Raw genomic sequence first — 23412 nt, 5'->3', positions numbered from 1 at the left:
GGCTTCCATGCGACGAGTGGTAGTCACTGGACTGGGCATCGTGTCTTGCCTGGGCAACGACCGGCAACAGGTTCTCGAGGCGCTCAAGGCAGGGCGTTCTGGTATTCGCTTCAAGGAGGAGTATGCCGAGCGCGGTTTCCGCAGTCAGGTAGCTGGCGCTGTGGATATCGATCTAGAAGACTTGATCGACCGCAAACTGCGCCGCTTCATGGGGGATGCGGCAGCCTATGCCTATGTCAGCATGGCTCAGGCCGTGGTTGACGCCGGCTTGACATCGGAGCAGGTATCCAGTGAGCGCACCGGCCTGATTGCAGGCTCCGGGGGTGCTTCCAGCGCCAACCAGGTCGAGGCCGCCGACGTGATGCGCGAGAAGGGTCTGCGCCGAGTCGGCCCTTACCGTGTCACCCGCACCATGGGCAGCACCGTCTCCGCCTGCCTGGCCACACCGTTCCAGATCAAGGGGGTCAACTACTCGATCTCCTCGGCCTGCGCCACGTCTGCCCACTGCATCGGCAGTGCCATGGAGCAGATCCAGATGGGCAAGCAGGACATCGTCTTTGCCGGCGGCGGCGAGGAGGAGCACTGGACCCTCTCCTGCCTGTTCGATGCCATGGGCGCCCTGTCGACCCATTACAATGACACGCCGGAGAAGGCCTCGCGCCCCTATGACCAGGCTCGGGATGGTTTCGTCATTGCCGGCGGTGGCGGCATGCTGGTGCTCGAGGAGCTGGAACACGCCAAGGCTCGCGGTGCGAAGATCTACGCCGAACTGGTCGGCTATGGCGCCACCTCCGACGGGCACGACATGGTCGCCCCCTCCGGTGAAGGCGCCATGCGTTGCATGCGCCAGGCGCTCGCCACCGTGGAGGGCGACATCGACTACATCAACACGCACGGCACCTCCACCCCGGTGGGCGACGTGGCCGAACTCAAGGCCATTCGCGAGGTGTTCGGCGACAGCACCCCGGCCATGAGCTCCACCAAGTCGCTGACCGGCCATTCACTGGGCGCCACCGGCGTGCAGGAGGCCATCTATAGCCTGCTGATGATGGAGAACGACTTCATCGCCGCTTCGGCCAACGTCGACGAGCTCGACGATCAGGCCGCCGGCTTCGATATCGTGACCAGCCGCCGTGACGACGTGACCATCCAGCGCGTGCTCTCCAACAGCTTCGGCTTCGGCGGCACCAATGCCTGTCTGGTGCTGCAACGCTACAGCGACTGATCGTCGGCTTGATGCCGACACCACACGAAAAGGCGCCTGATCATCAGGCGCCTTTTCGTGACATGGCCACTCTCGCAAACGCCTCGTTCATGGCACGGAGCGGGCGCCTCGCTCGCGGGCGGGCGCCGGGACCTGTGGCCGAGGTACGTCCGATATCTCGGTGAGGCGGGCCTCGATCCAGGCCTCCACCTCGACCAGCACTTCCTCTGGCGTTCTGCCCTCTGTGGCTATGGGCTGGCCCACCACCACGCTCAATACCCCCGGGTTCTTGATCCAGTGGCGCCCCGGCCAGCGCTCGCCGGCATTATGCGCCACAGGCAATACCGGCACCCCGGCTCGACAGGCGATCACGGTACCGCTCTTGTTGTAGCGTCGCCGCTCACCGGGAGCCACCCTGGTGCCCTCGGGGAAGATCAGCACCGACAAACCCTCATTCAGACGCTGCACACCCTGAGTCAATACCTGGCGCATCGCCCGTGCGGGCTTGGAGCGATCAAGCGCGATGGGGTGCAGCAGCCGCAACCCCCACCCGAATAGCGGGATACGCAAGAGCTCCTGCTTGAGTACCGTGCACACCGGCGGCGTCAGGATCTGCAGGTAGATGGTTTCCCACTCGCACTGATGGTTGGCCAGGATGACGCAGGGCCCTTCGGGCAGATGTTCCTTGCCGCTGACCCGGTAGGTCACGCCACAGGTCCAGCGGAACCAGGCAGTGATGAAATGATTGTAGAGATTGAGAAGGCGATATCGCCCCGACAGCGGCAATAGCGGAGCCACCGGAAGAAAGAGGCCTCCGCAAACCAGAATGGCAAGAAAATAGCCAAGGTAGAACAGCAGGCTGCGAATCGCATTCATGAGCGAGTGCCGTCCTCCTCGGGTCCTCGGCGCGCCTGGCACCAATCGTCCAGCAGCCGCCCCACCTCCAGCCGCCAGGGCTTCTGGTGCACACCGAACGCTTCCAGCACGCGTCGACAATTGAGCACCCGCCGCAGTGGTTGATCATGATGATGCTTGAGCGCCTGGACGCTGCCGAGCTCAACCCGCTCACCCAGCCCTTCCAGCCGGGTCATCAGCTGCGTGCGCACCATCGAGGTGAAGGTATAGGCGCTCACCGGTTCCGTTCCCGCCAGGTGGTAGGCCCCCCAGGCGGTCGAGCCGCAGTTCAGCTGATGCAACATACCCACCAGTGCCATGGCCACGGCGTCAGCCGAGGTGGGGCAGAAGATGACGTCCTGCGCCGCCCGCACATTCTCACCGTCCACCAGACTGTCGATGACGCCGCTTAGCCAGGCATGCCCGCCCTCCAGGGCGAATAGTGGCCCGAGCCGTACGATCAGATGACGAGGATGGCTGCTGCGGATACGATCACCGATAGCGATCAGACGTCGCAGGCTTTCGTCACGAGGGGCAGGAATGACGTGCTCGTCAATGGGCGTATCGAAGCCATCCTGATAGAGCTGATCGGAGACGCACCACACCAGCGGCGTATCGGTCTCCCGACAAGCCGCCAGGCAGGCATCGACGCCCTCGCCATGGGACACCACCGCGGCCGGTTCGATCTCCATGGGCCCCGACAGCGGCGGTATGATCACCGCATCCGGCGCCAGCTCACGCAGATGGTCGGCCTCGATACCAAGGCCCGCTTCGATAGCCAGCTCGGTGTCGCTTCTCCGGTGCGCGACCCGGGCCAGCGCCAGGTTCAGGCAATGGCCGGCATCCAGTATCAACAGCTTCACTCAATTGCCTCCGGCAGCCTGCGCAGGGAGCGCCTGCACGCCACAACGATCAGGGCGGTCGATCAGAACGGGATCTCGTCGTCGAAGTCATCGAAGCTGCCCGGATCGGGGGCGCCATAGTTGCCCTGCTGCTGACCACCGCCCTGCTGCTGACCACCTGGCTGCTGGCCGCCCGCCGGCCCAGGCGCTGGACGTGGCTGAGGCTGAGGCTGCCCCCCGCCATAGCCGCCTTGCTGCGGCGGGGCACTGCCATAGCCGCCCTGCTGAGGTGCCTGAGCGCCCTGGGCCTGACCACCGAAGCCGGCGCCCTGGCCGGATGCATCTCCACCGCGGGTATCTAGCATCTGCATGTCGTTTACCACGATCTCGGTGGTGTAGCGATCCTGGCCATCCTGCCCCTGCCACTTGCGCGTCTGCAGCCGGCCCTCGAGATAGACGCGTGCACCTTTCTTCAAATACTGCTGAGCGATCTCCGCCAGTCGATTGAACAGCACCACCGAGTGCCACTCGGTACGCTCCTGCTTCTGCCCACTCTGGCGGTCGGTCCACGTATCGGTAGTGGCGACGCGCAGGTTGGCGACAGGACTGCCGGAAGGCATGAAGCGAACCTCGGGGTCCTGCCCCAGGTTGCCGATGAGAATGACCTTATTGACACCACGGGCCATGCTGGACTCCCTATTTCGTTTGTCTATACTCGTTATCGAATACCGGAGATGCCTTGTCGGCACTACCGGGATGCAGGCTAACCGCCGCGATGACGGCTCGATCGGATCAGGCGAGCCAGCGCATCCTTGTCAAGGCGTCGCCGGTCCACCTTAAGATAGGCCAGCCGTTCCTCTGGCACGACCAACACGTCTTCAACGCCGGCCACTTCGGCAAAGCTCGCCATCAGCGTATCCAGGGCCGCCTCCTGTTGGTTTTCATCCAGCTCTATGACTTCGCTCGACAGATGCGGCGGAGCCGGCATGCCAAGCATCAGCAGCCACCAGATCCCGGCCAGGAGGGCGCTACCGACGAACACCGCCGACAGTCCCCATTGCTGGGCCAGGAAACCTCCCAATACGCCACCCAGAAACGCGCCCAGGAACTGGCTGGTCGAGTAGACCCCCATGGCCGTTCCCTTGGCACCAGCCGGAGCCAGCTTGCTCAGCATCGACGGCAAGGTGGCCTCGAGCAGATTGAAGGCGATGAAGAACAGCAACAGCCAGCCGAACAGTGCCGCTCCGCCGCTGCCAATGCCCGCCAGCCCCGCCAGGCTGACGGCAATGGCACCGATCGCCAGCAGGCACATGGCCTTCATGCGCTGGCGCTTCTCGGCGAGTATCACCAGCGGCACCATGCACACGAAGGCCAGCAACATGATACCCAGATACGTCAGGCCGTGACGCTCGACCCCGATGCCCGCCTCCACCAGCCGAAAGGGCACCGCCACGAAGATGGCCATCAACACCAGGTGGAGGGCGAAGATCGACAGGTCCAGGCGCCACAGGTCAGCACGGGTCATGATGACCGCCAGTTGCCGACGATCGATGCCCACGTCCCGATGGCGCATTCTGCGAGGCGCCGGAGGCACCAGTTTCCACAGTACCACCAGGCCGAGCCCGGCCAGCAGCGCCGTGAACCAGAATACGGCCGAGAGGCCAAAGGACGCTGCCAGCCAGGGTCCCAGCACCATGGCAACGGCAAAGGCCACGCCGATGGACAGCCCGATGGTAGCCATGGCGGCGGTACGAACCTGCTCCCGGGTCTGGTCCGCCAGCAGCGCCATGATTGCCGCGGCGACGGCACCGCTGCCCTGCAGACAGCGGCCCAGGATCACCCCGCCGATGCTATCCGCGCCAGCCGCCACGACACTTCCAATCAGAAACAGCAGCAGTCCGCCCGCGATGACCGGCTTGCGGCCGACCCGGTCGGACAGCAGACCGAAAGGTATCTGCAGTATCGCCTGGGTCAGGCCGTATATCCCCAGCGCCAGACCTATCAATAATGGCGTTGCCCCGATCAGCTCATCCGAATAGAGCGCCAGGACCGGCAATACCATGAACAGCCCCAGCATGCGTGTGGCATACAGGCTGGCCAGGCCGGTGATGGCGCGACGTTCGGAGGCAAGCAGCAGTCCAGAGACCTTGCGCATAAGGTGACGAGAATCCAATGGGTCGATGGGCTGGGGGCCCCTTGATGGACCGTCTATTCTATCGGTTCCGGTCGACGCAGGAAACGTCCGAGCGACTGGCGCTTTGCTGCCCGGTGGATCGCGGACGTATAATCGAGGTTTTGCTGCGTGTCACGAGGTGGGAATGGACAGAATACTGGTCAGGGGTGCCCGCACTCACAATCTCAAGCAGATCGACGTCGACCTGCCCCGGGACAGCTTGATTGTGGTCACAGGACTATCCGGCTCCGGCAAGTCATCACTGGCGTTCGACACGCTCTACGCCGAGGGGCAGCGCCGCTATGTGGAATCGCTCTCCACCTATGCCCGCCAGTTTCTGTCCATGATGGAAAAGCCCGACGTCGACCATATCGAAGGGTTGTCGCCGGCGATCTCCATCGAGCAGAAGTCCACCTCCCACAACCCCCGTTCCACCGTGGGCACCATCACCGAAATCTACGACTACCTGCGCCTGCTGTTTGCCCGTGCCGGCACGCCACGCTGCCCGGAACATGACGAGGAGCTCGAGGCCAGCACCATTTCACAGATGGTCGATCAGGTGCTGGCCCTGCCCGAAGGCAGCAAGCTGATGCTGCTGGCACCGGTGGTCAAGGGCCGCAAGGGCGAGCATCTGCAGCTTCTCGCCGAGCTGCGCGCCCAGGGCTTCGTACGCGCATTGATCGATGGCCAGGTACTGGAGCTGGACGACATCGCGCCCCTGGACAAGAACAAGAAACACGACATCAGCGTGGTGATCGATCGCATCAAGGTTCGCGAGGGGCTTCAGCAGCGCCTGGCGGAATCCTTCGAGACAGCACTCGGGCTTTCCGACGGCATCGCCATGGTGCACTTCATGGATGGCGAGGCCGAGGACATCACCTTCTCGGCACGCTTTGCCTGCCCGGTTTGCGGCTACGCCATCGCCGAGCTAGAGCCGCGGATGTTCTCGTTCAACAATCCGGCCGGCGCCTGCCCGACCTGCGACGGCCTGGGGGTGCAGCAGATCTTCGACCCCCAGAAGCTGATCAGCCATCCCGAGCTCTCATTGGCCGAAGGTGTGATCAAGGGCTGGGATCGTCGCAGCGTCTATTACTTCAGCCAGCTGCAGGCGGTGGCCAGCCACTACCGCTTCGCCCTGGAAAGCCCCTGGCAGGACCTGGCCCGCCATGAGCGTGACATCATCCTCCACGGAAGCGGCGCCGACGAGATCGCCTTCAGCTACGTCAACGATCGTGGCCGCAAGGTCAGCCGTGAACATCCCTTCGAGGGCATTCTGCCCAACATGCAGCGCCGCTATCGGGAAACCGAGTCGAGCATGGTTCGCGAGGAGCTTTCCCGCTACATCGCGCACCAGCCGTGCCCTACCTGTCATGGCTCCCGCCTGCGCAAGGAGGCTCGACATGTCTACATCGACAGCCGCACCCTGCCCGATATCGTCCAGTTGCCCATTGGCGAGGCCTGGGACTACTTCCGCCAGTTGGCGCTGCCCGGTCGCAAGGGCGAGATCGCCGACAAGATCATCAACGAGATCCATGCCCGCCTGGAGTTTCTGGTCAACGTGGGGCTCGACTACCTCAACCTGGAGCGCAGCGCCGACACCCTTTCCGGCGGTGAAGCCCAGCGTATCCGCCTGGCCAGCCAGATCGGCGCCGGCCTTGTCGGCGTCATGTATATCCTGGACGAGCCCTCCATCGGACTACACCAGCGCGACAACGACCGCCTGCTCAAGACCCTGGTCCATCTGCGCGACCTGGGCAATACGGTGATCGTCGTCGAACACGACGAGGAGGCCATCCGTGCCGCAGACCATGTGCTGGACATCGGCCCTGGCGCCGGTGTGCATGGGGGGCAGATCGTCGCCCAGGGCACCCCCGAGGAGGTAATGGCGAGCCCCGACTCCCTGACCGGGCAATATCTCTCGGGCAAGCGCCGCATCGAGGTTCCGCCCTGGCGGATTCCCGGCAACCCAGAGAAGCAGCTGCGCCTCACCGGGGCCACCGGCAACAACCTGCATGACGTGACGCTCACCCTGCCCCTCGGGCTGTTCATCTGCGTGACCGGGGTCTCCGGCTCCGGCAAGTCGACCCTGATCAATTCGACGCTGATGCCGATCGCCGCACGGGATCTCAACCGCGCGACCACCCTGACCCCGGCGCCATACGAAAAGATCGAGGGCCTCGACCAGTTGGACAAGGTGATCGACATCGACCAGAGCCCCATCGGTCGCACCCCGCGCTCCAATCCGGCGACCTATACCGGCATCTTCACGCCGATCCGGGAGCTGTTCTCGGGTACCCAGGAGGCACGCTCGCGGGGGTACAAGCCGGGTCGCTTCTCGTTCAACGTCAAGGGAGGACGCTGCGAGGCGTGCCAGGGCGAAGGCATGATCAAGGTAGAGATGCACTTCCTGCCGGACATCTACGTGCCCTGCGATGTCTGCAAGGGCAAGCGCTACAACCGCGAGACCCTGGAGATTCACTACAAGGGCAAGAGCATCCACGAGGTGCTGGAGATGACCGTGGAGGAGGCGCTGGAATTCTTCAGCCCGGTACCGGCCATCGCCCGCCGCCTGCAAACACTACAGGATGTGGGGCTTTCCTACATTCGCCTGGGGCAGAGTGCCACCACCTTGTCAGGCGGCGAGGCACAGCGGGTCAAGCTGGCCCGAGAACTCGCCAAGCGGGACACCGGCAAGACGCTTTACATCCTCGACGAACCCACCACCGGGCTGCACTTCGAGGACATTCGCCAGCTCCTCACCGTACTGCACCGCCTGCGCGATCACGGCAATACCATCGTGGTGATCGAGCACAACCTGGACGTGATCAAGACCGCCGACTGGATCGTCGACCTGGGCCCCGAGGGGGGCTCCGGCGGTGGGTACATCATCGCCGAGGGCACCCCGGAACAGGTGGCGAAGATGGAGGCCTCGCACACCGGCCGCTTCCTCGAGCCGCTGCTGGAACGCGCCAAACCCCGCAAGGCCGAGCCAGCGACCTCCAAGTAAAACGTCCCACTCGCTTGGGAGCCCAATCACGCTAAGCGGCTTCGGGGACAGCGCCTCCGCGAAGGGCTGTCGTCGATACGCCGCACCCGCGGATGATGTAGAAATAAAAAACCCGACTTCGTGAGAAGCCGGGTTTTTCGTATTGCTACAGCATTGCCGGGCCAGGCCCGCCGCCGGGGGGTCACTCCTCGGCGGCAGCCTCTTCCTCGGACTCGACGATCGGACGATCGACCAGTTCGACGAAAGCCATGGGCGCGTTGTCGCCGGTGCGGAAGCCGCACTTGAGAACACGGACGTAACCGCCCGGACGCTCGGCGTAGCGCGGACCCAGCTCATTGAAGAGCTTGCCGACCGCTTCCTTCGAGCGGGTACGGCTGAAGGCCAGACGGCGGTTGGCGACGCTATCCTGCTTGGCCAGAGTGATCAGCGGCTCGATATAGCGACGCAGCTCCTTGGCCTTGGGCAGGGTTGTCTTGATCACTTCATGTTCGACCAGCGAGACAGACATGTTCTTGAACATGGCCTGACGGTGCGAGCTGGTACGATTCAGGTGACGACCACTCTTACGATGACGCATGGTTGCAATTCCTTACCAAACTGGGACTCGAGTCGACGCTCACGCGGAGGCCTTGTCGTCCTTCAGGCTCGCCGGAGGCCAATTCTCCAACCGCATGCCCAGGGACAGACCGCGTGCTGCCAACACGTCCTTGATTTCATTCAGGGACTTCTTGCCGAGGTTCGGCGTCTTCAGCAGCTCCACCTCGGTGCGCTGGATCAGATCACCGATGTAGTAGATATTCTCGGCCTTCAGACAGTTGGCACTGCGGACGGTCAACTCGAGATCGTCTACGGGACGCAGCAGGATGGGATCGATATGATCCTCTTCCTCTTCAATTTCCTGTTCCTTGTCGGCTTCCAGGTCGACGAACGCTGCCAGCTGCTCCTGCAGGATGGTGGCGCTGCGGCGGATGGCCTCTTCGGGATCCAGGGTGCCGTCGGTTTCCAGGTCGATGATCAGCTTGTCGAGATCGGTACGCTGCTCGACACGTGCCGCATCGACCGCATAGGAGACGCGCCGCACGGGGCTGAAGGTGGCATCCAGCTGCAGGCGACCGATGGCACGCGACTCATCGTCGGCACCGACACGGGCATCCGCCGGCTCGTAGCCACGGCCACGGGCAATCTTGAGCTGCATCTTGAGCTCAGCACCCTCGTTGACGTGGGCGATGACATGATCCGGATTGACGATTTCGACGTCATGGTCGAGAACGATGTCACCCGCGGTCACCACGGCCGGGCCCTGCTTGTTCAGCGAGAGCACCGCCTCGTCACGACTGTGCATGCGGATGGCCACGTCCTTGAGGTTCAGGAGGATCTCGATGACATCTTCCTGAACACCTTCGATCGCGCTGTACTCATGCTCGACACCCGAGATCTCGACTTCCACCACGGCGCAGCCGGGCATGGACGAGAGCAGAATGCGACGAAGCGCATTCCCCAGGGTGTGGCCAAAGCCACGCTCGAAAGGCTCGAGCACGATCTTCGCGTGATGAGCGCTGATCTCTTCGACCTTGATATCGCGCGGACGGAGAAACTCTGTCACTGAACGCTGCATAACTACACCTTTGAGGCTGCCTAACGGTTACTCGGTACTCGACACCGGCCCCACAAGGAGGCCGGTCCGACGCGACTAGCGACGCTTACTTCGAGTACAGCTCGACGATCAGGTTTTCGTTGATGTCGGCAGTCAGGTCACCGCGTTCCGGGATAGCCTTGAAGGTGCCTTCCATCTTCTTCGCGTCCACCTCGATCCAGACTACCTCGCCGCGATTGGCGGCGATGGAGAGTGCACTCTGGATGCGCGCCTGGTTCTTCGACTTCTCGCGAATCGATACCACATCACCGGGCTTGACCTGATAGGACGCCACGTTGACGGTACGACCGTTGACGGCAATGGCCTTGTGACTCACCAGCTGCCGTGCTTCGGAGCGGGTGGAGCCAAAGCCCATGCGGTAGACGACGTTGTCCAGTCGGGTCTCGAGCAGCTGCAACAGGACTTCGCCAGTCGCTCCAGAACGACGGGCGGCTTCCTTGTAGTAGCTGCGGAACTGCTTTTCGAGTACGCCATACATGCGACGCACTTTCTGCTTCTCGCGAAGCTGCAAGCCGTAGTCTGAAAGACGCTGACGGCGCTGGCCATGCACACCCGGAATCTGCTCGGATTTGCACTTCTTCTCGAAGGGAGTCACACCGCTCTTCAGAAAGAGGTCGGTGCCTTCACGACGAGACAGTTTGCACTTCGGTCCAATATAACGAGCCATGAATCTGTCTCCTTAAACGCGGCGTTTCTTCGGCGGACGGCAGCCATTGTGGGGAATGGGCGTCGCGTCGGTGATGCTTTGCACGCGGAAGCCGGCAGCGCTCAGAGCGCGTACGGCGGATTCACGGCCGGGACCGGGGCCCTTGACCAGCACGTCGACGTTTTTCACACCATACTCGGCTGCAGCGGTCGCTGCACGTTCACTTGCCACTTGAGCAGCGAACGGGGTGCTCTTGCGAGAACCACGAAAACCCGAACCACCGGCAGTCGCCCAAGAAAGAGCGTTGCCCTGGCGGTCTGTGATCGTCACGATCGTGTTGTTAAAAGAGGCGTGGATATGCGCGATGGCATCCACTACCTGCTTTTTAACCTTTTTACGGTTGCTACGCGGGTTAGCCATGTTGATGTCTATTCCTGTCTTTACGCCAGAACGTGCGTGTTACTTGCGAATCGGCTTGCGCGGGCCCTTGCGGGTACGCGCATTGGTCTTGGTACGCTGACCACGCAGCGGAAGACCGCGACGATGACGCAGACCACGATAGCAACCCAGATCCATGAGACGCTTGATGTTAAGCGTCACATCACGACGAAGGTCACCTTCTACGGTGTACTTGCCGACTTCACTGCGCAGGGCGTCCACTTCTTCAGAGGACAGCTCCTGAATCCTGGCAGTCGGCGCGATGCCGGTAGCAGCGCAGATCTGTTCTGCACGCGTGCGGCCAATCCCGAAGATATAGGTCAGCGAGATCGCCGCATGCTTGTTGTCCGGGATATTGACGCCTGCAATACGGGCCATCAGCTTACTCCGAAATTTGAGCGGCTTGCTCGATTAGTCACTACAAAAGGCGCAACAGCATACCCCTTTACCCGAACAAGGGCAAGGGGTATGCCAGCACCGCTTTCAACAAGCGCCAGGATCAACCCTGACGCTGCTTGTGCCGCGGCTCGCTGCAGATGACGCGAACGGCGCCATTGCGTCGAATGATCTTGCAATTGCGGCACATCTTCTTGACGGAAGCTCGAACTTTCATCGTTCCTTCTCCAAAATCGGCACACGCGGCACGCCAGATCACCGGCGGCGAGATTAGCGCATTATGCCGCCGCTGCCGTAGCCTTTCAGGTTGGACTTCTTCATCACCGAGTCGTACTGATGCGACATGAGGTGCGACTGCACCTGGGCCATGAAGTCCATGATCACCACAACCACGATCAGCAGGGACGTGCCACCGAAGAAGAACGGCACGTTCCAGGCAACGATCAGGAACTGGGGCATCAGGGAAACCGCAGTGATGTATAGGGCACCGAACAAAGTCAGACGAGTCATGACCTTGTCGACGTAGCGAGCGGTCTGCTCACCAGGACGAATACCCGGCAGAAACGCCCCTGACTTCTTCAGGTTGTCAGCGACATCCTTGGGATTGAAGACCAGCGCTGTGTAAAAGAAGCAGAAGAATACCACCGCCGCGCCGAAAAGCAAGATATACAGCGGCTGCCCCGGGCCCAAGGCCTGGGATGCACGCTGCAACCACTCCATGCCATCGCCGGCACCCACCCACTGCCCCAGCGAAGCCGGGAACAGCAAGATGCTGGAGGCAAAGATGGCCGGGATGACCCCCGCCATGTTCACCTTGAGCGGCAGGTAGCTGCTCTGGCCCGCATACATCTTGTTGCCGACCTGGCGACGCGGATAGTTCACCGTGATGCGGCGCTGACCGCGTTCGATGAACACCACGAAAGCCACGGTCGCCACACCCAGTACGGTGAGGGCCAGCAGCGGCAGCACGTTCCAGGCACCTTCGTTGCGGGCAAGCTCGAAAGCCTGACCCACCGCACCCGGCAACCCGGCCACGATACCCGCGAAGATCAGCAGCGAAATACCGTTGCCGATACCCTTCTCGGTGATCTGCTCGCCCAGCCACATCAGGAATACCGCACCGGTCACGAAACTGACGATGGCGGTGAAGTAGAAGCTGAAGTCGGCCGTGTAGGCAATGCCCTGGCTGGCCAGGCCCACCGACATGCCGGTGGCCTGAACGAAAGCCAGCAGTACCGTGCCGTAGCGGGTGTACTGGCTGATCTTGCGACGGCCGGCCTCGCCTTCCTTCTTGAGCTGCTCAAGATGGGGCGAGACCGCGGTCAACAGCTGCATGATGATCGACGCCGAGATATAGGGCATGATGCCCAGCGCCATGATGCTCATGCGCTCCAGGGCGCCACCCGAGAACATGTTGAACATGCCCAGAATGGTGCCCTGCTGCTCCCTGAACAAGGCAGCAAGCTGGTCAGGATTGATACCGGGAACGGGGATGTGGGCACCGATACGGTAGACCACGATGGCGAGGAGCACGAAGCGCAGGCGCGCCCACAGTTCACTCAGACCGCTGCCCATCGCCGGCATGTTTCCTGACTTGGCCATTTAGTCCTCTACCTTGCCACCGGCGGCTTCGATCGCGGCACGGGCACCCTTGGTGACCTTGATGCCGCGAACGGTAACCGCCTTGTTCACTTCGCCGGAAAGGATGATCTTCGCATGCAGCGTGGCATCCTTGAGCACGTTGGCGTCCTTGAGGGTTTGCAGAGTGACTTCGTCACCCGCGACCTTGGCCAGTTCGCCCAGGCGCACCTCTTCGGAAACCAGCGACTTCATGGAGGTGAAGCCGAACTTCGGCAGACGCCGCTGCAGCGGCATCTGGCCGCCCTCGAAACCGGGCTTCACGCTGCCACCGCTGCGCGATTTCTGGCCCTTGTGGCCACGACCACCGGTCTTGCCCAGACCGGAGCCGATGCCTCGGCCGACACGCTTGGCGGCGTGCTTGGAACCCGGAGCCGGGCTCAAACTATTGAGTTTCATGGATTACTCTCCCTCAACACGCACAAGGTAGTTGACCTTGTGGATCATGCCGCGAACGGCAGGGGTGTCTTCCAGCTCAACCGTGTGACCAATGCGACGCAGACCCAGGCCTTTCATGGTTGCCTTGTGCTTGGGCAGTGTGCCGATGGTGCTGCGGGTCTGGGTAACCTTGAGTGTTGCTGCCATGGTATTTACCCCGTGATCGCGTCGACAGACAGACCGCGCTTGGCGGCGATGTCGTCCGGCGACTGCATGGAAGCGAGACCCTTGACGGTTGCCCGCACCACGTTCACCGGATTGGTGGAGCCGTAGCACTTGGCCAGGACATCATGCACGCCGGCCAGTTCGAGCACGGAGCGCATGGCACCGCCAGCGATGATCCCGGTACCTTCGGAGGCCGGCTGCATGTACACCTTGGAGGCACCGTGACGGGCCTTGACCGGGTACTGCAGGGTGTGGCCCTTGAGGCTGACCTTGACCATGTTGCGGCGCGCCTGGTCCATGGCCTTCTGGATCGCGACCGGCACTTCACGTGCCTTGCCACGACCGAAGCCAACACGACCGTTGCCGTCGCCGACGACAGTCAGGGCGGTAAAACCGAAGATTCGGCCACCCTTGACCACCTTGGCGACACGGTTGACCTGTACGAGCTTTTCTTGCAGGTCGCCGGTGTTCTGTTCGTTCTTCGCCATCGTAAAACCCTTTAGAATTCCAGGCCGCCTTCACGTGCGGCGTCGGCCAGGGCCTTGACACGACCGTGGTACTTGAAACCGGCACGATCAAAGGCCACCTGGGTGATGCCAGCCTGCTTGGCGCGTTCGGCAATCATCGCGCCCACCTTGGCAGCGGCGTCGGCGTTGCCTGTCGCACCCTCGCGCAGGTCCTTGTCCAGCGTGGATGCACTGGCCAGCACCTTGCCACCATCCGGCGAGATAATCTGCGCATAGATGTGACGAGGGGTACGGTTGACGCACAGGCGATACACGCCCAGCTCGCGGATCTTGGCGCGAGCACGGCGGGCACGACGGAGACGAGATTCTTTCTTCGCGTTCATAACCCTGCCTTACTTCTTCTTGGCTTCTTTGCGACGCACCTGCTCGTCGGCGTACCGAACACCCTTGCCCTTGTAGGGCTCGGGGGGACGGAAGGCGCGGATTTCCGCGGCGACCTGGCCGAGCTGCTGCTTGTCCGCGCTCTTCAGCACGATCACGGTATTCTTCGGCGTTTCCACCGAGACACCGTCAGGCAGTGTGTAGTCGACCGGGTGCGAGAAGCCCAGTGTCAGGTTGAGCGTCTGGCCCTTGGCCTGGGCACGATAGCCGACGCCGATAATTTCGAGGGTCTTGGTAAAGCCCTCGGAAACGCCGGTGACCAGGTTCTGGACCAGTGCGCGTGAGGTGCCGGCCATGGCCCAGGACTTGGCGGTCTCGCTCAGACCGAAGGTCAGCTGACCTTCTTCCTGACCGATGACCACGTCCGGATGGACGGTCATGGATAGCGTGCCCTGGCTGCCCTTGACGGTCAGCTGGTCGCCATCAAGCTTGATGTCGACGCCAGCGGGCACTTTAACTGGATATTTGGCTACGCGGGACATTCCAAACTCCTAGAATACGGTGCAGATGACTTCGCCACCGACACCCGCCTGGCGAGCGGCACGATCAGTCATCACTCCCTTGGAGGTGGTGACGATCGCGACACCCATGCCGTCCGCTACCTTGGGCAGGTTGGACTTGCCCTTGTACTGACGCAGGGACGGCTTGGAAACCCGCTGCAGGTGCTCGATAACCGGCCGACCCTCGAAGTACTTGAGGGTTACGGTCAGCTCGGGCTTGGCGCCTTCGGCCACCGCGAAGTCGGTGATATAGCCCTCTTCCTTCAATACGCGGGCCACCTCGACCTTGAGCTTCGCAGACGGCATGGTGACCGTCTCCTTGGTGGCGAGCTGCGCATTGCGGATACGGGTCAGCATATCCGCCAGAGTGTCTTGCATGCTCATTTACGTTGCGCTCCTGATGATTCTACGTGGCGGCTTACCAACTGGACTTCTTCAGTCCAGGGACTTCGCCACGCATGGCGGCTTCACGCAACTTGTTGCGGCCCAAGCCGAACTTGTTGTAGTAGCCGTGCGGACGACCGGTGATACGGCAGCGGTTACGCTGACGCACCGGGCTCGAGTCACGCGGCAGCTGCTGCAACTTCAGCGTTGCGTCGAAGCGCTCTTCGTCGGAAGCGTTCACGCTCTGGATAATCGCCTTGAGTTCGGCGCGCCGAGCTGCGTACTTTGCAACCAGCTTGGTGCGCTTGAGCTCACGCTCCATCATGCTCTTCTTTGCCATGATCCCACCCCTATTTCTTGAACGGGAAGTTCAGCGCGCTCAACAGCGCACGACCTTCCTCATCGGTGTTGGCGGTGGTGGTGATTGTGACATCCAGACCACGAATCCGATCGATCTTATCATACTCGATCTCCGGGAAGATGATCTGCTCACGCACCCCCATTGAGTAGTTGCCGCGACCGTCGAAGGACTTCGGGTTGAGACCACGGAAGTCACGTACGCGGGGAATCGCGATGTTGACAAGGCGATCAAGGAACTCCCACATGCGCTCGCTGCGCAGGGTAACCTTGATGCCGATCGGCCAACCTTCGCGCACCTTGAAGCCCGCGATGGACTTGCGTGCCTTGGTCACCAACGGCTTCTGACCGGAGAGCTTCTCCAGGTCGCCGACGGCATTCTCGATCAGCTTCTTGTCGCTGGTCGCGTCGCCGATGCCCATGTTCAGAGTCACCTTGGTGACCCGCGGCACCTGCATCACGTTGGCGTAGCTGAACTGCTCTTTGAGCTGAGCCACTACCTCGTTCTGATAACGTTCTTTCAAGTTCGCCATTTTGCTACCCGACTCGCGTTAGGCGTCGATCTGCGTCTGCGTCGACTTGTAGATACGTACCTTGGTACCGTCTTCCTGAACCTGGAAGCCGACGCGATCCGCCTTACCGGTCTCCGAGTTGAAGATCGCCACGTTGGACGCGTGAATCGGAGCCTCGCGCTCGACGATACCGCCCTGATTGCCCGCCATGGGATTGGGCTTGGTGTGACGCTTGATCATGTTCACACCGGACACGACGAAGCGGTTTTCGAGTACCCGCTTGACCGTGCCACGCTTGCCCTTGTCCTTGCCGGCGATGACGACCACTTCATCGTCACGTTTGATCTTTTGCATATCCGCCTCGCTCCTTACAGCACTTCGGGCGCCAGGGAAATGATCTTCATGAACTTCTCGTTACGAAGCTCACGTGTCACCGGCCCGAAAATACGGGTACCGATCGGCTGTTCGTTGGTGTTGTTCAACAGAACCGCCGCATTTCCATCGAAGCGGATCAGCGAGCCGTCGGGACGACGGACACCGCTGCGGGTGCGAACCACAACCGCCTTGAGGACCTGGCCTTTCTTGACCTTGCCACGCGGAATGGCTTCCTTCACCGTGACCTTGATGATGTCACCCACACGGGCGTAGCGACGGTGTGAACCGCCAAGCACCTTGATGCACTGCACCCGGCGCGCTCCGCTGTTGTCGGCGACATCCAGCATTGTCTGAGTCTGAATCATCGGTTTTCTCCAAACCTAATCTGACTGCTCTCGCCGAGCTCAGCCCTTGGCCTGCTCGATCACCTCGACCAGGGACCAGGCTTTCTTTCTGGACAGCGGACGGCATTCCTGGATGGAAACCGTATCGCCGACCTGAGCCTGGTTGGCCTCGTCGTGTGCGTGCAGCTTGGTGGAGCGCTTGACGTACTTGCCGTAGATGGGGTGACGCTCACGGCGCTCGACCATCACGACGATGGATTTTTCCATCTTGTCGCTCACCACCTTGCCGGTGAGCGTACGAGCTTTCTTCTCTTCGGCCATCTCAATCACCTGCCTTCTCGTTGAGCACAGTCTTCACGCGGGCGATATCCCGACGGACCTGCTTGAGCAGATGAGTCTGGCTCAGTTGGCCAGTGGCCTTCTGCATGCGCAGGTTGAACTGCTCGCGGAGGAGTTCGAAGAGCTGCTCCTGCAGTTCTCCTACTGACTTTTCACGAATTTCCTGGGCTTTCATCACATCACCGTCCGTTTCACAAAGGTGGTGGATATAGGCATCTTCTGGGCTGCCAGGGAGAAGGCCTCGCGGGCCAGCTCTTCGGACACCCCTTCGATTTCATACAGAACCCGGCCCGGCTGGATCTGAGCGACCCAGTACTCGACGGAGCCCTTGCCCTTGCCCATACGAACTTCGAGCGGCTTCTTGGAGATCGGCTTGTCAGGGAAGACGCGGATCCAGATCTTGCCGCCACGCTTGACGTGACGAGTGATCGCACGACGGCCGGCTTCGATCTGGCGCGCCGTGATACGGCCGCGTCCGGTAGCCTTCAGGCCAAATTCCCCGAAGCTGATCTTGCTTCCGCGATGCGCCAGGCCACGGTTGCGGCCCTTCATCATCTTGCGGAATTTCATACGCTTGGGTTGTAACATCGACTCGCTCTCCCCTTACCTGGAACCTTTCTTCTTGGAGGGCGCGGCCTGAGGCTGTTTAGCCTTGGCGCGAACCTCTTCGATGCCCCCGAGGATTTCACCCTTGAAGACCCAAACCTTGACACCGATGATGCCGTAGGTGGTTTTTGCCTCAAAGGTGGCGTAGTCGATGTCCGCACGCAGGGTGTGAAGCGGCACGCGGCCTTCGCGGTACCATTCGGTACGTGCGATTTCCGCACCGCCCAGGCGACCGGACAGCATCACCTTGATACCACCGGCACCCAGGCGCATGGCGTTCTGTACGGAACGCTTCATGGCACGGCGGAACATGACGCGACGCTCGAGCTGGCCGGCGATGTTCTGCGCGACGAGCTTGGCATCCAGTTCCGGCTTGCGGACTTCCTCGATGTTGACGTGCACGGGCACGCCCATCATCGCGGTCACGTCACGGCGCAGACGATCGACGTCCTCGCCCTTCTTGCCAATCACGATGCCCGGACGGGCGGTGTGAATGGTAATACGGGCGTTGTTCGCCGGACGCTCGATGTGGATGCGACTCACGGACGCATTCTTCAGACGCTCCTCGAGGAAGCGACGCACTTCGAGATCATTGTTCAGCTTGTCGGCATAGGCACCGCGCTCGGCATACCACACCGAAGAGTGATCCTTGACGATACCCAGCCGAATACCTGTCGGATGTACTTTCTGACCCATCTGGTCGACTCCTACTTCTCGGCTACCTTGACGGTGATGTGGCAGGTGCGCTTCAAAATGCGATCCGCACGGCCCTTGGCACGCGGCTTGATGCGCTTGAGCGTCATGCCCTCATCGACGCAGATGGTCGAGACACGCAGCTCGTCGATATCCATGCCGTTATTTTCTTCCGCATTCGCAATGGCGGACTGCAGCACCTTCTTGACCAGCTTGGCAGCCTTCTTCGGTGAGAAGGTCAGCAGGTCGAGCGCCTCGGCGACCGGTTTACCGCGCACCTGGTCAGCCACCAAACGGGCCTTCTGGGCGGATAAACGAGCGCCACGCAGCTTAGCTGTGACTTCCATCTCTCAATCCTCTCTGGCTTACCGTTTGGCTTTCTTGTCCGCCGCATGCCCGCGATAGGTGCGGGTGGCAGCGAATTCGCCCAGCTTGTGGCCAACCATTTCCTCGGAGACATGCACCGGGACGTGTTGGCGACCGTTATGGACAGCAATGGTGAGCCCGACCATATTCGGCAGGATCATGGAGCGACGCGACCAAGTCTTGATCGGTTTGCGATCGCTCTTCTCCACTGCAGCCTCAACCTTCTTCAACAGATGAAGGTCAATGAAGGGACCTTTCTTCAGTGAACGTGGCACAGCCGTTACCCCTTAATGTCTGTTACTTGGCCTTGCGGCGACGAACGATGAGCGCATCAGTGCGCTTGTTCTTACGGGTCTTGTGGCCCTTGGTGGGAACACCCCACGGGGACACCGGATGACGACCACCGCTGGTGCGGCCTTCGCCGCCGCCGTGCGGATGATCCACCGGGTTCATGGCCACGCCGCGAACGGTCGGACGCACACCTCTCCAGCGCTTTGCACCGGCCTTGCCAAGTTGACGCAGGCTGTGCTCGGAATTGCTCACTTCACCCAGGGTCGCACGGCACTCCGCCAGCACCTTGCGCATCTCGCCGGAGCGCAGACGCAGGGTGGCGTAATTACCTTCACGAGCGACCAGCTGGGCACTGGTACCGGCGCTACGAGCGATCTGGGCACCCTTGCCGGGCTTCAGCTCGATGCAGTGCACGGTGGAGCCCAGCGGGATGTTACGCAGCGGCAGGGCGTTACCCTTCTTGATGGCTGCGTTGACACCGGACTCGAGACGATCACCAGCCTTCACACCCTTGGGCGCAATGATGTAGCGGCGCTCGCCATCCAGGTACTTGAGCAGCACGATATGGGCGCTGCGGTTCGGGTCGTATTCCAGGCGCTCGACGATGGCGGGAACGCCATCCTTGGTGCGCTTGAAATCCACGAGCCGATAATGCTGACGGTGCCCACCGCCCACGTGGCGGGTGGTGATGCGGCCGTTGTTGTTACGTCCACCGGAGCGCGACTGCTTCTCGAGCAGCGGTGCATAGGGCTTGCCCTTATGCAGATCCTCGCTGACGATCTTGACCACGTGGCGACGACCGGCGGATGTGGGTTTTGTCTTGACGATTGCCATGATCCGTACTCCTGCCCTTATTCGGCGCCAGTGAAGTCTTCGAGCGTCTCACCAGCGGCCAGGGACACATAGGCCTTGCGATAGCCCTGGCGACGACCCAGACCCTGCGCGGTACGCTTGGTCTTGCCCTTCACGTTCAGTACCTGGACGCGATCAACCTTCTTGCCGAACAGAACCTGCACGGCCTGCTTGATTTCCGGCTTGGTCGCATCACTGGCCACCTTGAACACGTACTGATTGTTCTCAGCGGCAAAAGCGGCCTTCTCGGTCACGTGCGGACCAAGCAGAACCTTGAATACGCGCTCCTGGTTCATGCCAGCTTCTCCTCGAATTTACGCAGAGCGGAGACGGTGACCAGCACCTTGTCAAAGGCGATCAGGCTCACCGGGTCGGCAGCAGCCACATCCACCACATCCACGTTGGGGATGTTGCGGGCGGCCAGATAGAGCTTCTCGTCAACCTCTTCGGTGACGATCAGCGCCTTCTCCAGGCCCAGCTCATTGAGCTTTGCAACCAGCTGCTTGGTTTTCGGCGCATCGACGGTAAACTCATCGATGGCCACCAGGCGTTCCTGGCGAACCAGCTCGGAGAGAATGGCGCGCATGGCCGCACGGTACATCTTGCGGTTGACCTTCTGGGAGTGGTCCTGCGGACGCGCCGCGAAGGTCACGCCACCGCTGCGCCACAGGGGCGAACGGATGGTACCGGCACGCGCACGACCGGTGCCTTTCTGGCGCCACGGCTTCTTGCCACCCCCACGAACGTCGGAACGGTTCTTCTGGGCACGGGTCCCCTGACGCGCACCGGCCAGATAGGCGGTGACGACCTGGTGAACCAGCGCCTCGTTGAATTCTTTGCCAAAGGTGGCGTCGGCGACTTCGACAGTACCCGCGCCTGCAGCAAGATTCAGATTCATCGGTTCTATCCCCTTCAGCCAGCTTTGACGGCGCTGCGAACGATGACGTCGCTGCCGGTAGCACCGGGCACGGCACCCTTGATCAACAGCAGGTTGCGTTCGGCATCGACCCGCACGACTTCCAGGCTCTGAACGGTGCAGCGGGCATTACCCATCTGACCGGCCATTTTCTTGCCCTTGAAGACACGACCCGGGGTTTGACACATACCGATGGAACCCGGCGCACGATGCGACAGGGAGTTGCCGTGGGTAGCGTCCTGAGTGCGGAAATTCCAGCGCTTGACTGCGCCCTGGAAGCCCTTGCCCTTGGAGGTGCCGGTCACGTCGACCATCTGACCAGCTTCAAAGAGGGATACGGTGAGTTCGCCGCCCACGTCAGGAGCCTCATCACCTTCTACAAGGCGGAACTCCATCAGCGCACGACCGGCCTCGACACCTGCCTTGGCATACAGACCTGCCTGAGCCTTGGTGAGATGCTTGGCCTTGCGGGAGCCGGTTGTGACCTGAATCGCCGCGTAGCCGTCAGTATCGACGGACTTCACGCTAGTGACGCGATTCGGCTCAACCTCGATCACGGTTACGGGCACGGAGGCGCCATCTTCGGTAAAGACACGGGTCATACCGGCCTTTCTACCGACTAAACCGATAGTCATGTTCAGTCTCCTTTAGTGTACGGGGCTGTCACCCGCTATGGCTGCCCTTTCCAGAGCATTCCACTAGCACGTTGTATGACGCCATCACGGCGTGGCGGCTGCTGCTCATACCCGAAATCGATGAGCGCTGGGCCGCGGGTGTCTAGTGTGATTAATCGAGCTTGATTTGCACGTCCACGCCAGCGGCGAGATCGAGCTTCATCAGCGCGTCGACAGTTTTCTCGGTCGGCTCGACGATATCGAGCACACGCTTGTGAGTGCGGATCTCATACTGATCGCGCGCGTCCTTGTTGACGTGCGGAGAAATCAGGATGGTGTAGCGCTCACGATTGGTCGGCAGCGGGATCGGCCCACGCACCTGGGCACCGGTACGCTTGGCGGTTTCAACGATCTCCGCGGCGGACTGGTCAATCAGGCGATGGTCGAACGCTTTCAACCGAATGCGAATCTTCTGGTTCTGCATTTGCCCTAAACTCCAATGGATGTCGACGGCGTCTGCCGCCTACCCACGCATTCAAAGGATGCGCATTATAGGCACGCCCGCAACGAGTGTCAAACACTCACCGCGGTGCGCAGAAAGGGGGCCCCTTGCGGAGCCCCCTTCGATCACTCAGCAGCCCAGGACTTACTGAAGGATCTTGGCCACGACGCCGGCGCCGACGGTACGGCCGCCTTCGCGGATGGCGAAACGCAGGCCGTCATCCATGGCGATAGGAGCGATCAGGGTAACGACCATCTTGACGTTGTCACCCGGCATGACCATCTCGACACCTTCCGGCAGTTCACAGGTACCGGTCACGTCGGTGGTGCGGAAGTAGAACTGCGGACGATAGCCCTTGAAGAACGGGGTGTGACGACCACCTTCTTCCTTGGACAGCACGTAGACTTCGGCTTCGAAGACGGTGTGCGGATTGATGGAGCCCGGCTTGGCCAGAACCTGGCCACGCTCGACGTCGTCACGCTTGGTGCCGCGCAGCAGGGCGCCGACGTTCTCACCGGCACGACCTTCGTCGAGCAGCTTGCGGAACATCTCGACACCGGTCACGACGGTCTTGGTCGTGTCACGGATACCGACGATCTCGACTTCCTCGCCAGCCTTGACGATACCGCGCTCGATACGGCCGGTCACGACGGTACCGCGGCCGGAGATGGAGAACACGTCTTCGATCGGCATCAGGAACGGCTGATCGATGGCACGCTCCGGCTCCGGAATGTAGTCGTCCAGCGCCTTGATCAGGTTGGCAACGGCGGTGGTACCCATGCCATTGTCGTCCTTGCCTTCCAGAGCCATCAGGGCAGAGCCGGTGATGATCGGCGTGTCGTCGCCCGGGAAGTCGTACTCGTTCAGGAGCTCGCGAACTTCCATCTCGACCAGCTCGAGCAGTTCTTCGTCATCGACCATGTCGGCCTTGTTCAGGAACACGACGATGTACGGTACGCCGACCTGACGAGACAGCAGGATGTGCTCGCGAGTCTGCGGCATGGGGCCGTCGGCAGCGGAACAGACCAGGATGGCGCCGTCCATCTGAGCGGCACCGGTGATCATGTTCTTGACGTAGTCGGCGTGTCCCGGGCAGTCAACGTGCGCGTAGTGACGCTGCTCGGACTGGTATTCCACGTGAGAGGTGGCGATGGTGATACCGCGCTCACGCTCTTCCGGGGCATTGTCGATGGTGTCGAATTCGCGCCAGTCGCCACCGAACACCTCGGCAGAAACGCGAGTCAGGGCCGCAGTCAGAGTGGTCTTGCCGTGGTCGACGTGACCGATGGTGCCGACGTTGACGTGCGGTTTGGAACGTTCGAATTTTTCCTTAGCCACTTCGATAACCTCTTTACGTT

General features: G+C 61.5%; 35 protein-coding genes. 2 read left to right on the top strand and 33 right to left on the bottom strand.

All coding sequences use genetic code 11. The annotated features are described in order from the left end of the window. The first annotated feature begins 7 nt into the window (after positions 1 to 7). Positions 8 to 1225 carry a beta-ketoacyl-ACP synthase I gene (gene fabB, locus C1H69_RS13450; RefSeq protein WP_102653906.1) on the top strand — a complete coding sequence of 406 codons (1218 nt, stop codon included), beginning with the start codon at positions 8 to 10 and terminating at the stop codon, positions 1223 to 1225. Positions 1226 to 1312: 87 nt separating this feature from the next. On the opposite strand, the gene C1H69_RS13445 is transcribed toward fabB, so the two are convergent. From C1H69_RS13445 to C1H69_RS13430, 4 genes are all read right to left on the bottom strand, one after another. Continuing rightward, the gene (locus C1H69_RS13445; RefSeq protein ID WP_102653905.1) at positions 1313 to 2080 is read right to left on the bottom strand and encodes a lysophospholipid acyltransferase family protein; all 768 of its coding nucleotides are present in this window, start codon (positions 2078 to 2080) and stop codon (positions 1313 to 1315) included. Then, positions 2077 to 2961, bottom strand: coding sequence for a sugar nucleotide-binding protein (locus tag C1H69_RS13440; RefSeq protein ID WP_102653904.1), 885 nt, complete (start codon positions 2959 to 2961; stop codon positions 2077 to 2079). The genes C1H69_RS13445 and C1H69_RS13440 overlap by 4 nt, the downstream gene beginning before the upstream one ends. Before the next feature lie 62 nt (positions 2962 to 3023). After that, complete coding sequence (gene ssb / locus C1H69_RS13435; RefSeq protein WP_102653903.1) at positions 3024 to 3626, bottom strand: single-stranded DNA-binding protein; 603 nt, start codon at positions 3624 to 3626, stop codon at positions 3024 to 3026. A gap of 77 nt (positions 3627 to 3703) precedes the next feature. Beyond that, positions 3704 to 5095 carry an MFS transporter gene (locus tag C1H69_RS13430; RefSeq protein WP_102653902.1) on the bottom strand — a complete coding sequence of 464 codons (1392 nt, stop codon included), beginning with the start codon at positions 5093 to 5095 and terminating at the stop codon, positions 3704 to 3706. 163 nt (positions 5096 to 5258) lie between these two features. On the opposite strand from C1H69_RS13430, the gene uvrA reads away from it, so the two are divergent. Then, positions 5259 to 8120, top strand: coding sequence for an excinuclease ABC subunit UvrA (gene uvrA, locus C1H69_RS13425; RefSeq protein ID WP_102653901.1), 2862 nt, complete (start codon positions 5259 to 5261; stop codon positions 8118 to 8120). Positions 8121 to 8301: 181 nt separating this feature from the next. On the opposite strand, the gene rplQ is transcribed toward uvrA, so the two are convergent. The 29 genes from rplQ to tuf all read right to left on the bottom strand — a co-directional run bounded on the left by rplQ (position 8302) and on the right by tuf (position 23392). Further along, entirely contained in the window at positions 8302 to 8697 is a 396-nt protein-coding gene (rplQ, locus tag C1H69_RS13420) for a 50S ribosomal protein L17 (protein ID WP_102653900.1), read from the bottom strand. A gap of 39 nt (positions 8698 to 8736) precedes the next feature. Further along, positions 8737 to 9735: a DNA-directed RNA polymerase subunit alpha gene (locus C1H69_RS13415; protein ID WP_102653899.1), complete on the bottom strand. Its 999-nt coding sequence runs from the start codon at positions 9733 to 9735 to the stop codon at positions 8737 to 8739. Positions 9736 to 9820: 85 nt separating this feature from the next. Next, positions 9821 to 10441 (bottom strand): 30S ribosomal protein S4, encoded by a 621-nt coding sequence (gene rpsD, locus C1H69_RS13410; RefSeq protein ID WP_102653898.1) that lies wholly within the window; start codon positions 10439 to 10441, stop codon positions 9821 to 9823. Between the two features lie 12 nt (positions 10442 to 10453). Continuing rightward, positions 10454 to 10840 (bottom strand): 30S ribosomal protein S11, encoded by a 387-nt coding sequence (gene rpsK / locus C1H69_RS13405; RefSeq protein WP_043518279.1) that lies wholly within the window; start codon positions 10838 to 10840, stop codon positions 10454 to 10456. Positions 10841 to 10879: 39 nt separating this feature from the next. Then, entirely contained in the window at positions 10880 to 11236 is a 357-nt protein-coding gene (gene rpsM / locus C1H69_RS13400) for a 30S ribosomal protein S13 (protein WP_102653897.1), read from the bottom strand. A 121-nt stretch (positions 11237 to 11357) separates the two neighbouring features. Then, positions 11358 to 11471: a 50S ribosomal protein L36 gene (gene rpmJ, locus C1H69_RS13395; protein WP_008959154.1), complete on the bottom strand. Its 114-nt coding sequence runs from the start codon at positions 11469 to 11471 to the stop codon at positions 11358 to 11360. Between the two features lie 53 nt (positions 11472 to 11524). Continuing rightward, positions 11525 to 12856 carry a preprotein translocase subunit SecY gene (secY, locus tag C1H69_RS13390; RefSeq protein WP_102653896.1) on the bottom strand — a complete coding sequence of 444 codons (1332 nt, stop codon included), beginning with the start codon at positions 12854 to 12856 and terminating at the stop codon, positions 11525 to 11527. Next, positions 12857 to 13291: a 50S ribosomal protein L15 gene (gene rplO, locus C1H69_RS13385; protein WP_102653895.1), complete on the bottom strand. Its 435-nt coding sequence runs from the start codon at positions 13289 to 13291 to the stop codon at positions 12857 to 12859. A gap of 3 nt (positions 13292 to 13294) precedes the next feature. Beyond that, a complete protein-coding gene (gene rpmD / locus C1H69_RS13380; protein WP_066452141.1) occupies positions 13295 to 13477 on the bottom strand; it encodes a 50S ribosomal protein L30 in 183 nt (60 codons plus the stop codon). Between the two features lie 5 nt (positions 13478 to 13482). Further along, the gene (rpsE, locus tag C1H69_RS13375) at positions 13483 to 13983 is read right to left on the bottom strand and encodes a 30S ribosomal protein S5 (protein WP_066443679.1); all 501 of its coding nucleotides are present in this window, start codon (positions 13981 to 13983) and stop codon (positions 13483 to 13485) included. An 11-nt stretch (positions 13984 to 13994) separates the two neighbouring features. Next, the gene (gene rplR / locus C1H69_RS13370) at positions 13995 to 14345 is read right to left on the bottom strand and encodes a 50S ribosomal protein L18 (RefSeq protein WP_102653894.1); all 351 of its coding nucleotides are present in this window, start codon (positions 14343 to 14345) and stop codon (positions 13995 to 13997) included. A 9-nt stretch (positions 14346 to 14354) separates the two neighbouring features. Beyond that, positions 14355 to 14885, bottom strand: a complete 531-nt coding sequence (rplF, locus tag C1H69_RS13365) for a 50S ribosomal protein L6 (RefSeq protein ID WP_102653893.1) — start codon at positions 14883 to 14885, stop codon at positions 14355 to 14357. 9 nt (positions 14886 to 14894) lie between these two features. After that, on the bottom strand, positions 14895 to 15287 hold the full coding sequence (gene rpsH / locus C1H69_RS13360) for a 30S ribosomal protein S8 (protein WP_102653892.1): 393 nt from the start codon (positions 15285 to 15287) through the stop codon (positions 14895 to 14897). 34 nt (positions 15288 to 15321) lie between these two features. Next, a complete protein-coding gene (gene rpsN / locus C1H69_RS13355; protein WP_102653891.1) occupies positions 15322 to 15627 on the bottom strand; it encodes a 30S ribosomal protein S14 in 306 nt (101 codons plus the stop codon). Positions 15628 to 15637: 10 nt separating this feature from the next. Then, on the bottom strand, positions 15638 to 16177 hold the full coding sequence (rplE, locus tag C1H69_RS13350) for a 50S ribosomal protein L5 (protein WP_066443653.1): 540 nt from the start codon (positions 16175 to 16177) through the stop codon (positions 15638 to 15640). A gap of 18 nt (positions 16178 to 16195) precedes the next feature. Then, the gene (gene rplX / locus C1H69_RS13345; RefSeq protein WP_102653890.1) at positions 16196 to 16510 is read right to left on the bottom strand and encodes a 50S ribosomal protein L24; all 315 of its coding nucleotides are present in this window, start codon (positions 16508 to 16510) and stop codon (positions 16196 to 16198) included. Positions 16511 to 16524: 14 nt separating this feature from the next. Beyond that, the gene (rplN, locus tag C1H69_RS13340; protein ID WP_008959163.1) at positions 16525 to 16896 is read right to left on the bottom strand and encodes a 50S ribosomal protein L14; all 372 of its coding nucleotides are present in this window, start codon (positions 16894 to 16896) and stop codon (positions 16525 to 16527) included. A gap of 39 nt (positions 16897 to 16935) precedes the next feature. Further along, entirely contained in the window at positions 16936 to 17196 is a 261-nt protein-coding gene (gene rpsQ / locus C1H69_RS13335) for a 30S ribosomal protein S17 (RefSeq protein ID WP_102653889.1), read from the bottom strand. Position 17197: 1 nt separating this feature from the next. Continuing rightward, entirely contained in the window at positions 17198 to 17389 is a 192-nt protein-coding gene (rpmC, locus tag C1H69_RS13330; RefSeq protein WP_102653888.1) for a 50S ribosomal protein L29, read from the bottom strand. Beyond that, a complete protein-coding gene (gene rplP / locus C1H69_RS13325) occupies positions 17389 to 17802 on the bottom strand; it encodes a 50S ribosomal protein L16 (RefSeq protein ID WP_102653887.1) in 414 nt (137 codons plus the stop codon). Before rplP ends, rpmC begins: the two co-directional genes overlap by 1 nt. Before the next feature lie 15 nt (positions 17803 to 17817). Next, positions 17818 to 18516 (bottom strand): 30S ribosomal protein S3, encoded by a 699-nt coding sequence (rpsC, locus tag C1H69_RS13320; RefSeq protein ID WP_102653886.1) that lies wholly within the window; start codon positions 18514 to 18516, stop codon positions 17818 to 17820. Positions 18517 to 18527: 11 nt separating this feature from the next. After that, positions 18528 to 18860: a 50S ribosomal protein L22 gene (rplV, locus tag C1H69_RS13315; protein ID WP_010626471.1), complete on the bottom strand. Its 333-nt coding sequence runs from the start codon at positions 18858 to 18860 to the stop codon at positions 18528 to 18530. 18 nt (positions 18861 to 18878) lie between these two features. After that, a complete protein-coding gene (rpsS, locus tag C1H69_RS13310) occupies positions 18879 to 19154 on the bottom strand; it encodes a 30S ribosomal protein S19 (RefSeq protein WP_008959165.1) in 276 nt (91 codons plus the stop codon). Between the two features lie 22 nt (positions 19155 to 19176). Continuing rightward, entirely contained in the window at positions 19177 to 20004 is an 828-nt protein-coding gene (gene rplB, locus C1H69_RS13305) for a 50S ribosomal protein L2 (RefSeq protein WP_102653885.1), read from the bottom strand. A gap of 17 nt (positions 20005 to 20021) precedes the next feature. Further along, positions 20022 to 20318: a 50S ribosomal protein L23 gene (rplW, locus tag C1H69_RS13300; protein WP_102653884.1), complete on the bottom strand. Its 297-nt coding sequence runs from the start codon at positions 20316 to 20318 to the stop codon at positions 20022 to 20024. Then, on the bottom strand, positions 20315 to 20920 hold the full coding sequence (gene rplD / locus C1H69_RS13295; protein WP_102653883.1) for a 50S ribosomal protein L4: 606 nt from the start codon (positions 20918 to 20920) through the stop codon (positions 20315 to 20317). Before rplD ends, rplW begins: the two co-directional genes overlap by 4 nt. A 14-nt stretch (positions 20921 to 20934) precedes the next feature. Then, entirely contained in the window at positions 20935 to 21573 is a 639-nt protein-coding gene (rplC, locus tag C1H69_RS13290) for a 50S ribosomal protein L3 (protein WP_102653882.1), read from the bottom strand. Between the two features lie 151 nt (positions 21574 to 21724). Beyond that, entirely contained in the window at positions 21725 to 22036 is a 312-nt protein-coding gene (gene rpsJ / locus C1H69_RS13285) for a 30S ribosomal protein S10 (RefSeq protein WP_016419080.1), read from the bottom strand. A 162-nt stretch (positions 22037 to 22198) separates the two neighbouring features. Next, positions 22199 to 23392: an elongation factor Tu gene (tuf, locus tag C1H69_RS13280; protein WP_102653881.1), complete on the bottom strand. Its 1194-nt coding sequence runs from the start codon at positions 23390 to 23392 to the stop codon at positions 22199 to 22201. Positions 23393 to 23412: the final 20 nt, after the last annotated feature.

Origin of the sequence: Billgrantia endophytica (assembly GCF_002879615.1) — a bacterium.
GTDB lineage: Bacteria > Pseudomonadota > Gammaproteobacteria > Pseudomonadales > Halomonadaceae > Halomonas > Halomonas endophytica.
The sequence above is the reverse complement of the archived record's forward strand: the minus strand, read 5'-3'. Positions and strand labels throughout refer to the sequence as shown.

Excerpts from the sequence above, each read along its gene's own strand:
- fabB (WP_102653906.1), top strand. The coding sequence starts at position 8 with ATGCGACGAGTGGTAGTCACTGGACTGGGCATCGTGTCTTGCCTGGGC.
- C1H69_RS13445 (WP_102653905.1), bottom strand. The coding sequence starts at position 2,080 with ATGAATGCGATTCGCAGCCTGCTGTTCTACCTTGGCTATTTTCTTGCC.
- ssb (WP_102653903.1), bottom strand. The coding sequence starts at position 3,626 with ATGGCCCGTGGTGTCAATAAGGTCATTCTCATCGGCAACCTGGGGCAG.
- C1H69_RS13430 (WP_102653902.1), bottom strand. The coding sequence starts at position 5,095 with ATGCGCAAGGTCTCTGGACTGCTGCTTGCCTCCGAACGTCGCGCCATC.
- uvrA (WP_102653901.1), top strand. The coding sequence starts at position 5,259 with ATGGACAGAATACTGGTCAGGGGTGCCCGCACTCACAATCTCAAGCAG.
- rplQ (WP_102653900.1), bottom strand. The coding sequence starts at position 8,697 with ATGCGTCATCGTAAGAGTGGTCGTCACCTGAATCGTACCAGCTCGCAC.
- C1H69_RS13415 (WP_102653899.1), bottom strand. The coding sequence starts at position 9,735 with ATGCAGCGTTCAGTGACAGAGTTTCTCCGTCCGCGCGATATCAAGGTC.
- rpsD (WP_102653898.1), bottom strand. The coding sequence starts at position 10,441 with ATGGCTCGTTATATTGGACCGAAGTGCAAACTGTCTCGTCGTGAAGGC.
- rpsK (WP_043518279.1), bottom strand. The coding sequence starts at position 10,840 with ATGGCTAACCCGCGTAGCAACCGTAAAAAGGTTAAAAAGCAGGTAGTG.
- rpsM (WP_102653897.1), bottom strand. The coding sequence starts at position 11,236 with ATGGCCCGTATTGCAGGCGTCAATATCCCGGACAACAAGCATGCGGCG.
- rpmJ (WP_008959154.1), bottom strand. The coding sequence starts at position 11,471 with ATGAAAGTTCGAGCTTCCGTCAAGAAGATGTGCCGCAATTGCAAGATC.
- secY (WP_102653896.1), bottom strand. The coding sequence starts at position 12,856 with ATGGCCAAGTCAGGAAACATGCCGGCGATGGGCAGCGGTCTGAGTGAA.
- rplO (WP_102653895.1), bottom strand. The coding sequence starts at position 13,291 with ATGAAACTCAATAGTTTGAGCCCGGCTCCGGGTTCCAAGCACGCCGCC.
- rpmD (WP_066452141.1), bottom strand. The coding sequence starts at position 13,477 with ATGGCAGCAACACTCAAGGTTACCCAGACCCGCAGCACCATCGGCACA.
- rpsE (WP_066443679.1), bottom strand. The coding sequence starts at position 13,983 with ATGGCGAAGAACGAACAGAACACCGGCGACCTGCAAGAAAAGCTCGTA.
- rplR (WP_102653894.1), bottom strand. The coding sequence starts at position 14,345 with ATGAACGCGAAGAAAGAATCTCGTCTCCGTCGTGCCCGCCGTGCTCGC.
- rplF (WP_102653893.1), bottom strand. The coding sequence starts at position 14,885 with ATGTCCCGCGTAGCCAAATATCCAGTTAAAGTGCCCGCTGGCGTCGAC.
- rpsH (WP_102653892.1), bottom strand. The coding sequence starts at position 15,287 with ATGAGCATGCAAGACACTCTGGCGGATATGCTGACCCGTATCCGCAAT.
- rpsN (WP_102653891.1), bottom strand. The coding sequence starts at position 15,627 with ATGGCAAAGAAGAGCATGATGGAGCGTGAGCTCAAGCGCACCAAGCTG.
- rplE (WP_066443653.1), bottom strand. The coding sequence starts at position 16,177 with ATGGCGAACTTGAAAGAACGTTATCAGAACGAGGTAGTGGCTCAGCTC.
- rplX (WP_102653890.1), bottom strand. The coding sequence starts at position 16,510 with ATGCAAAAGATCAAACGTGACGATGAAGTGGTCGTCATCGCCGGCAAG.
- rplN (WP_008959163.1), bottom strand. The coding sequence starts at position 16,896 with ATGATTCAGACTCAGACAATGCTGGATGTCGCCGACAACAGCGGAGCG.
- rpsQ (WP_102653889.1), bottom strand. The coding sequence starts at position 17,196 with ATGGCCGAAGAGAAGAAAGCTCGTACGCTCACCGGCAAGGTGGTGAGC.
- rpmC (WP_102653888.1), bottom strand. The coding sequence starts at position 17,389 with ATGAAAGCCCAGGAAATTCGTGAAAAGTCAGTAGGAGAACTGCAGGAG.
- rplP (WP_102653887.1), bottom strand. The coding sequence starts at position 17,802 with ATGTTACAACCCAAGCGTATGAAATTCCGCAAGATGATGAAGGGCCGC.
- rpsC (WP_102653886.1), bottom strand. The coding sequence starts at position 18,516 with ATGGGTCAGAAAGTACATCCGACAGGTATTCGGCTGGGTATCGTCAAG.
- rplV (WP_010626471.1), bottom strand. The coding sequence starts at position 18,860 with ATGGAAGTCACAGCTAAGCTGCGTGGCGCTCGTTTATCCGCCCAGAAG.
- rplB (WP_102653885.1), bottom strand. The coding sequence starts at position 20,004 with ATGGCAATCGTCAAGACAAAACCCACATCCGCCGGTCGTCGCCACGTG.
- rplW (WP_102653884.1), bottom strand. The coding sequence starts at position 20,318 with ATGAACCAGGAGCGCGTATTCAAGGTTCTGCTTGGTCCGCACGTGACC.
- rplD (WP_102653883.1), bottom strand. The coding sequence starts at position 20,920 with ATGAATCTGAATCTTGCTGCAGGCGCGGGTACTGTCGAAGTCGCCGAC.
- rplC (WP_102653882.1), bottom strand. The coding sequence starts at position 21,573 with ATGACTATCGGTTTAGTCGGTAGAAAGGCCGGTATGACCCGTGTCTTT.
- rpsJ (WP_016419080.1), bottom strand. The coding sequence starts at position 22,036 with ATGCAGAACCAGAAGATTCGCATTCGGTTGAAAGCGTTCGACCATCGC.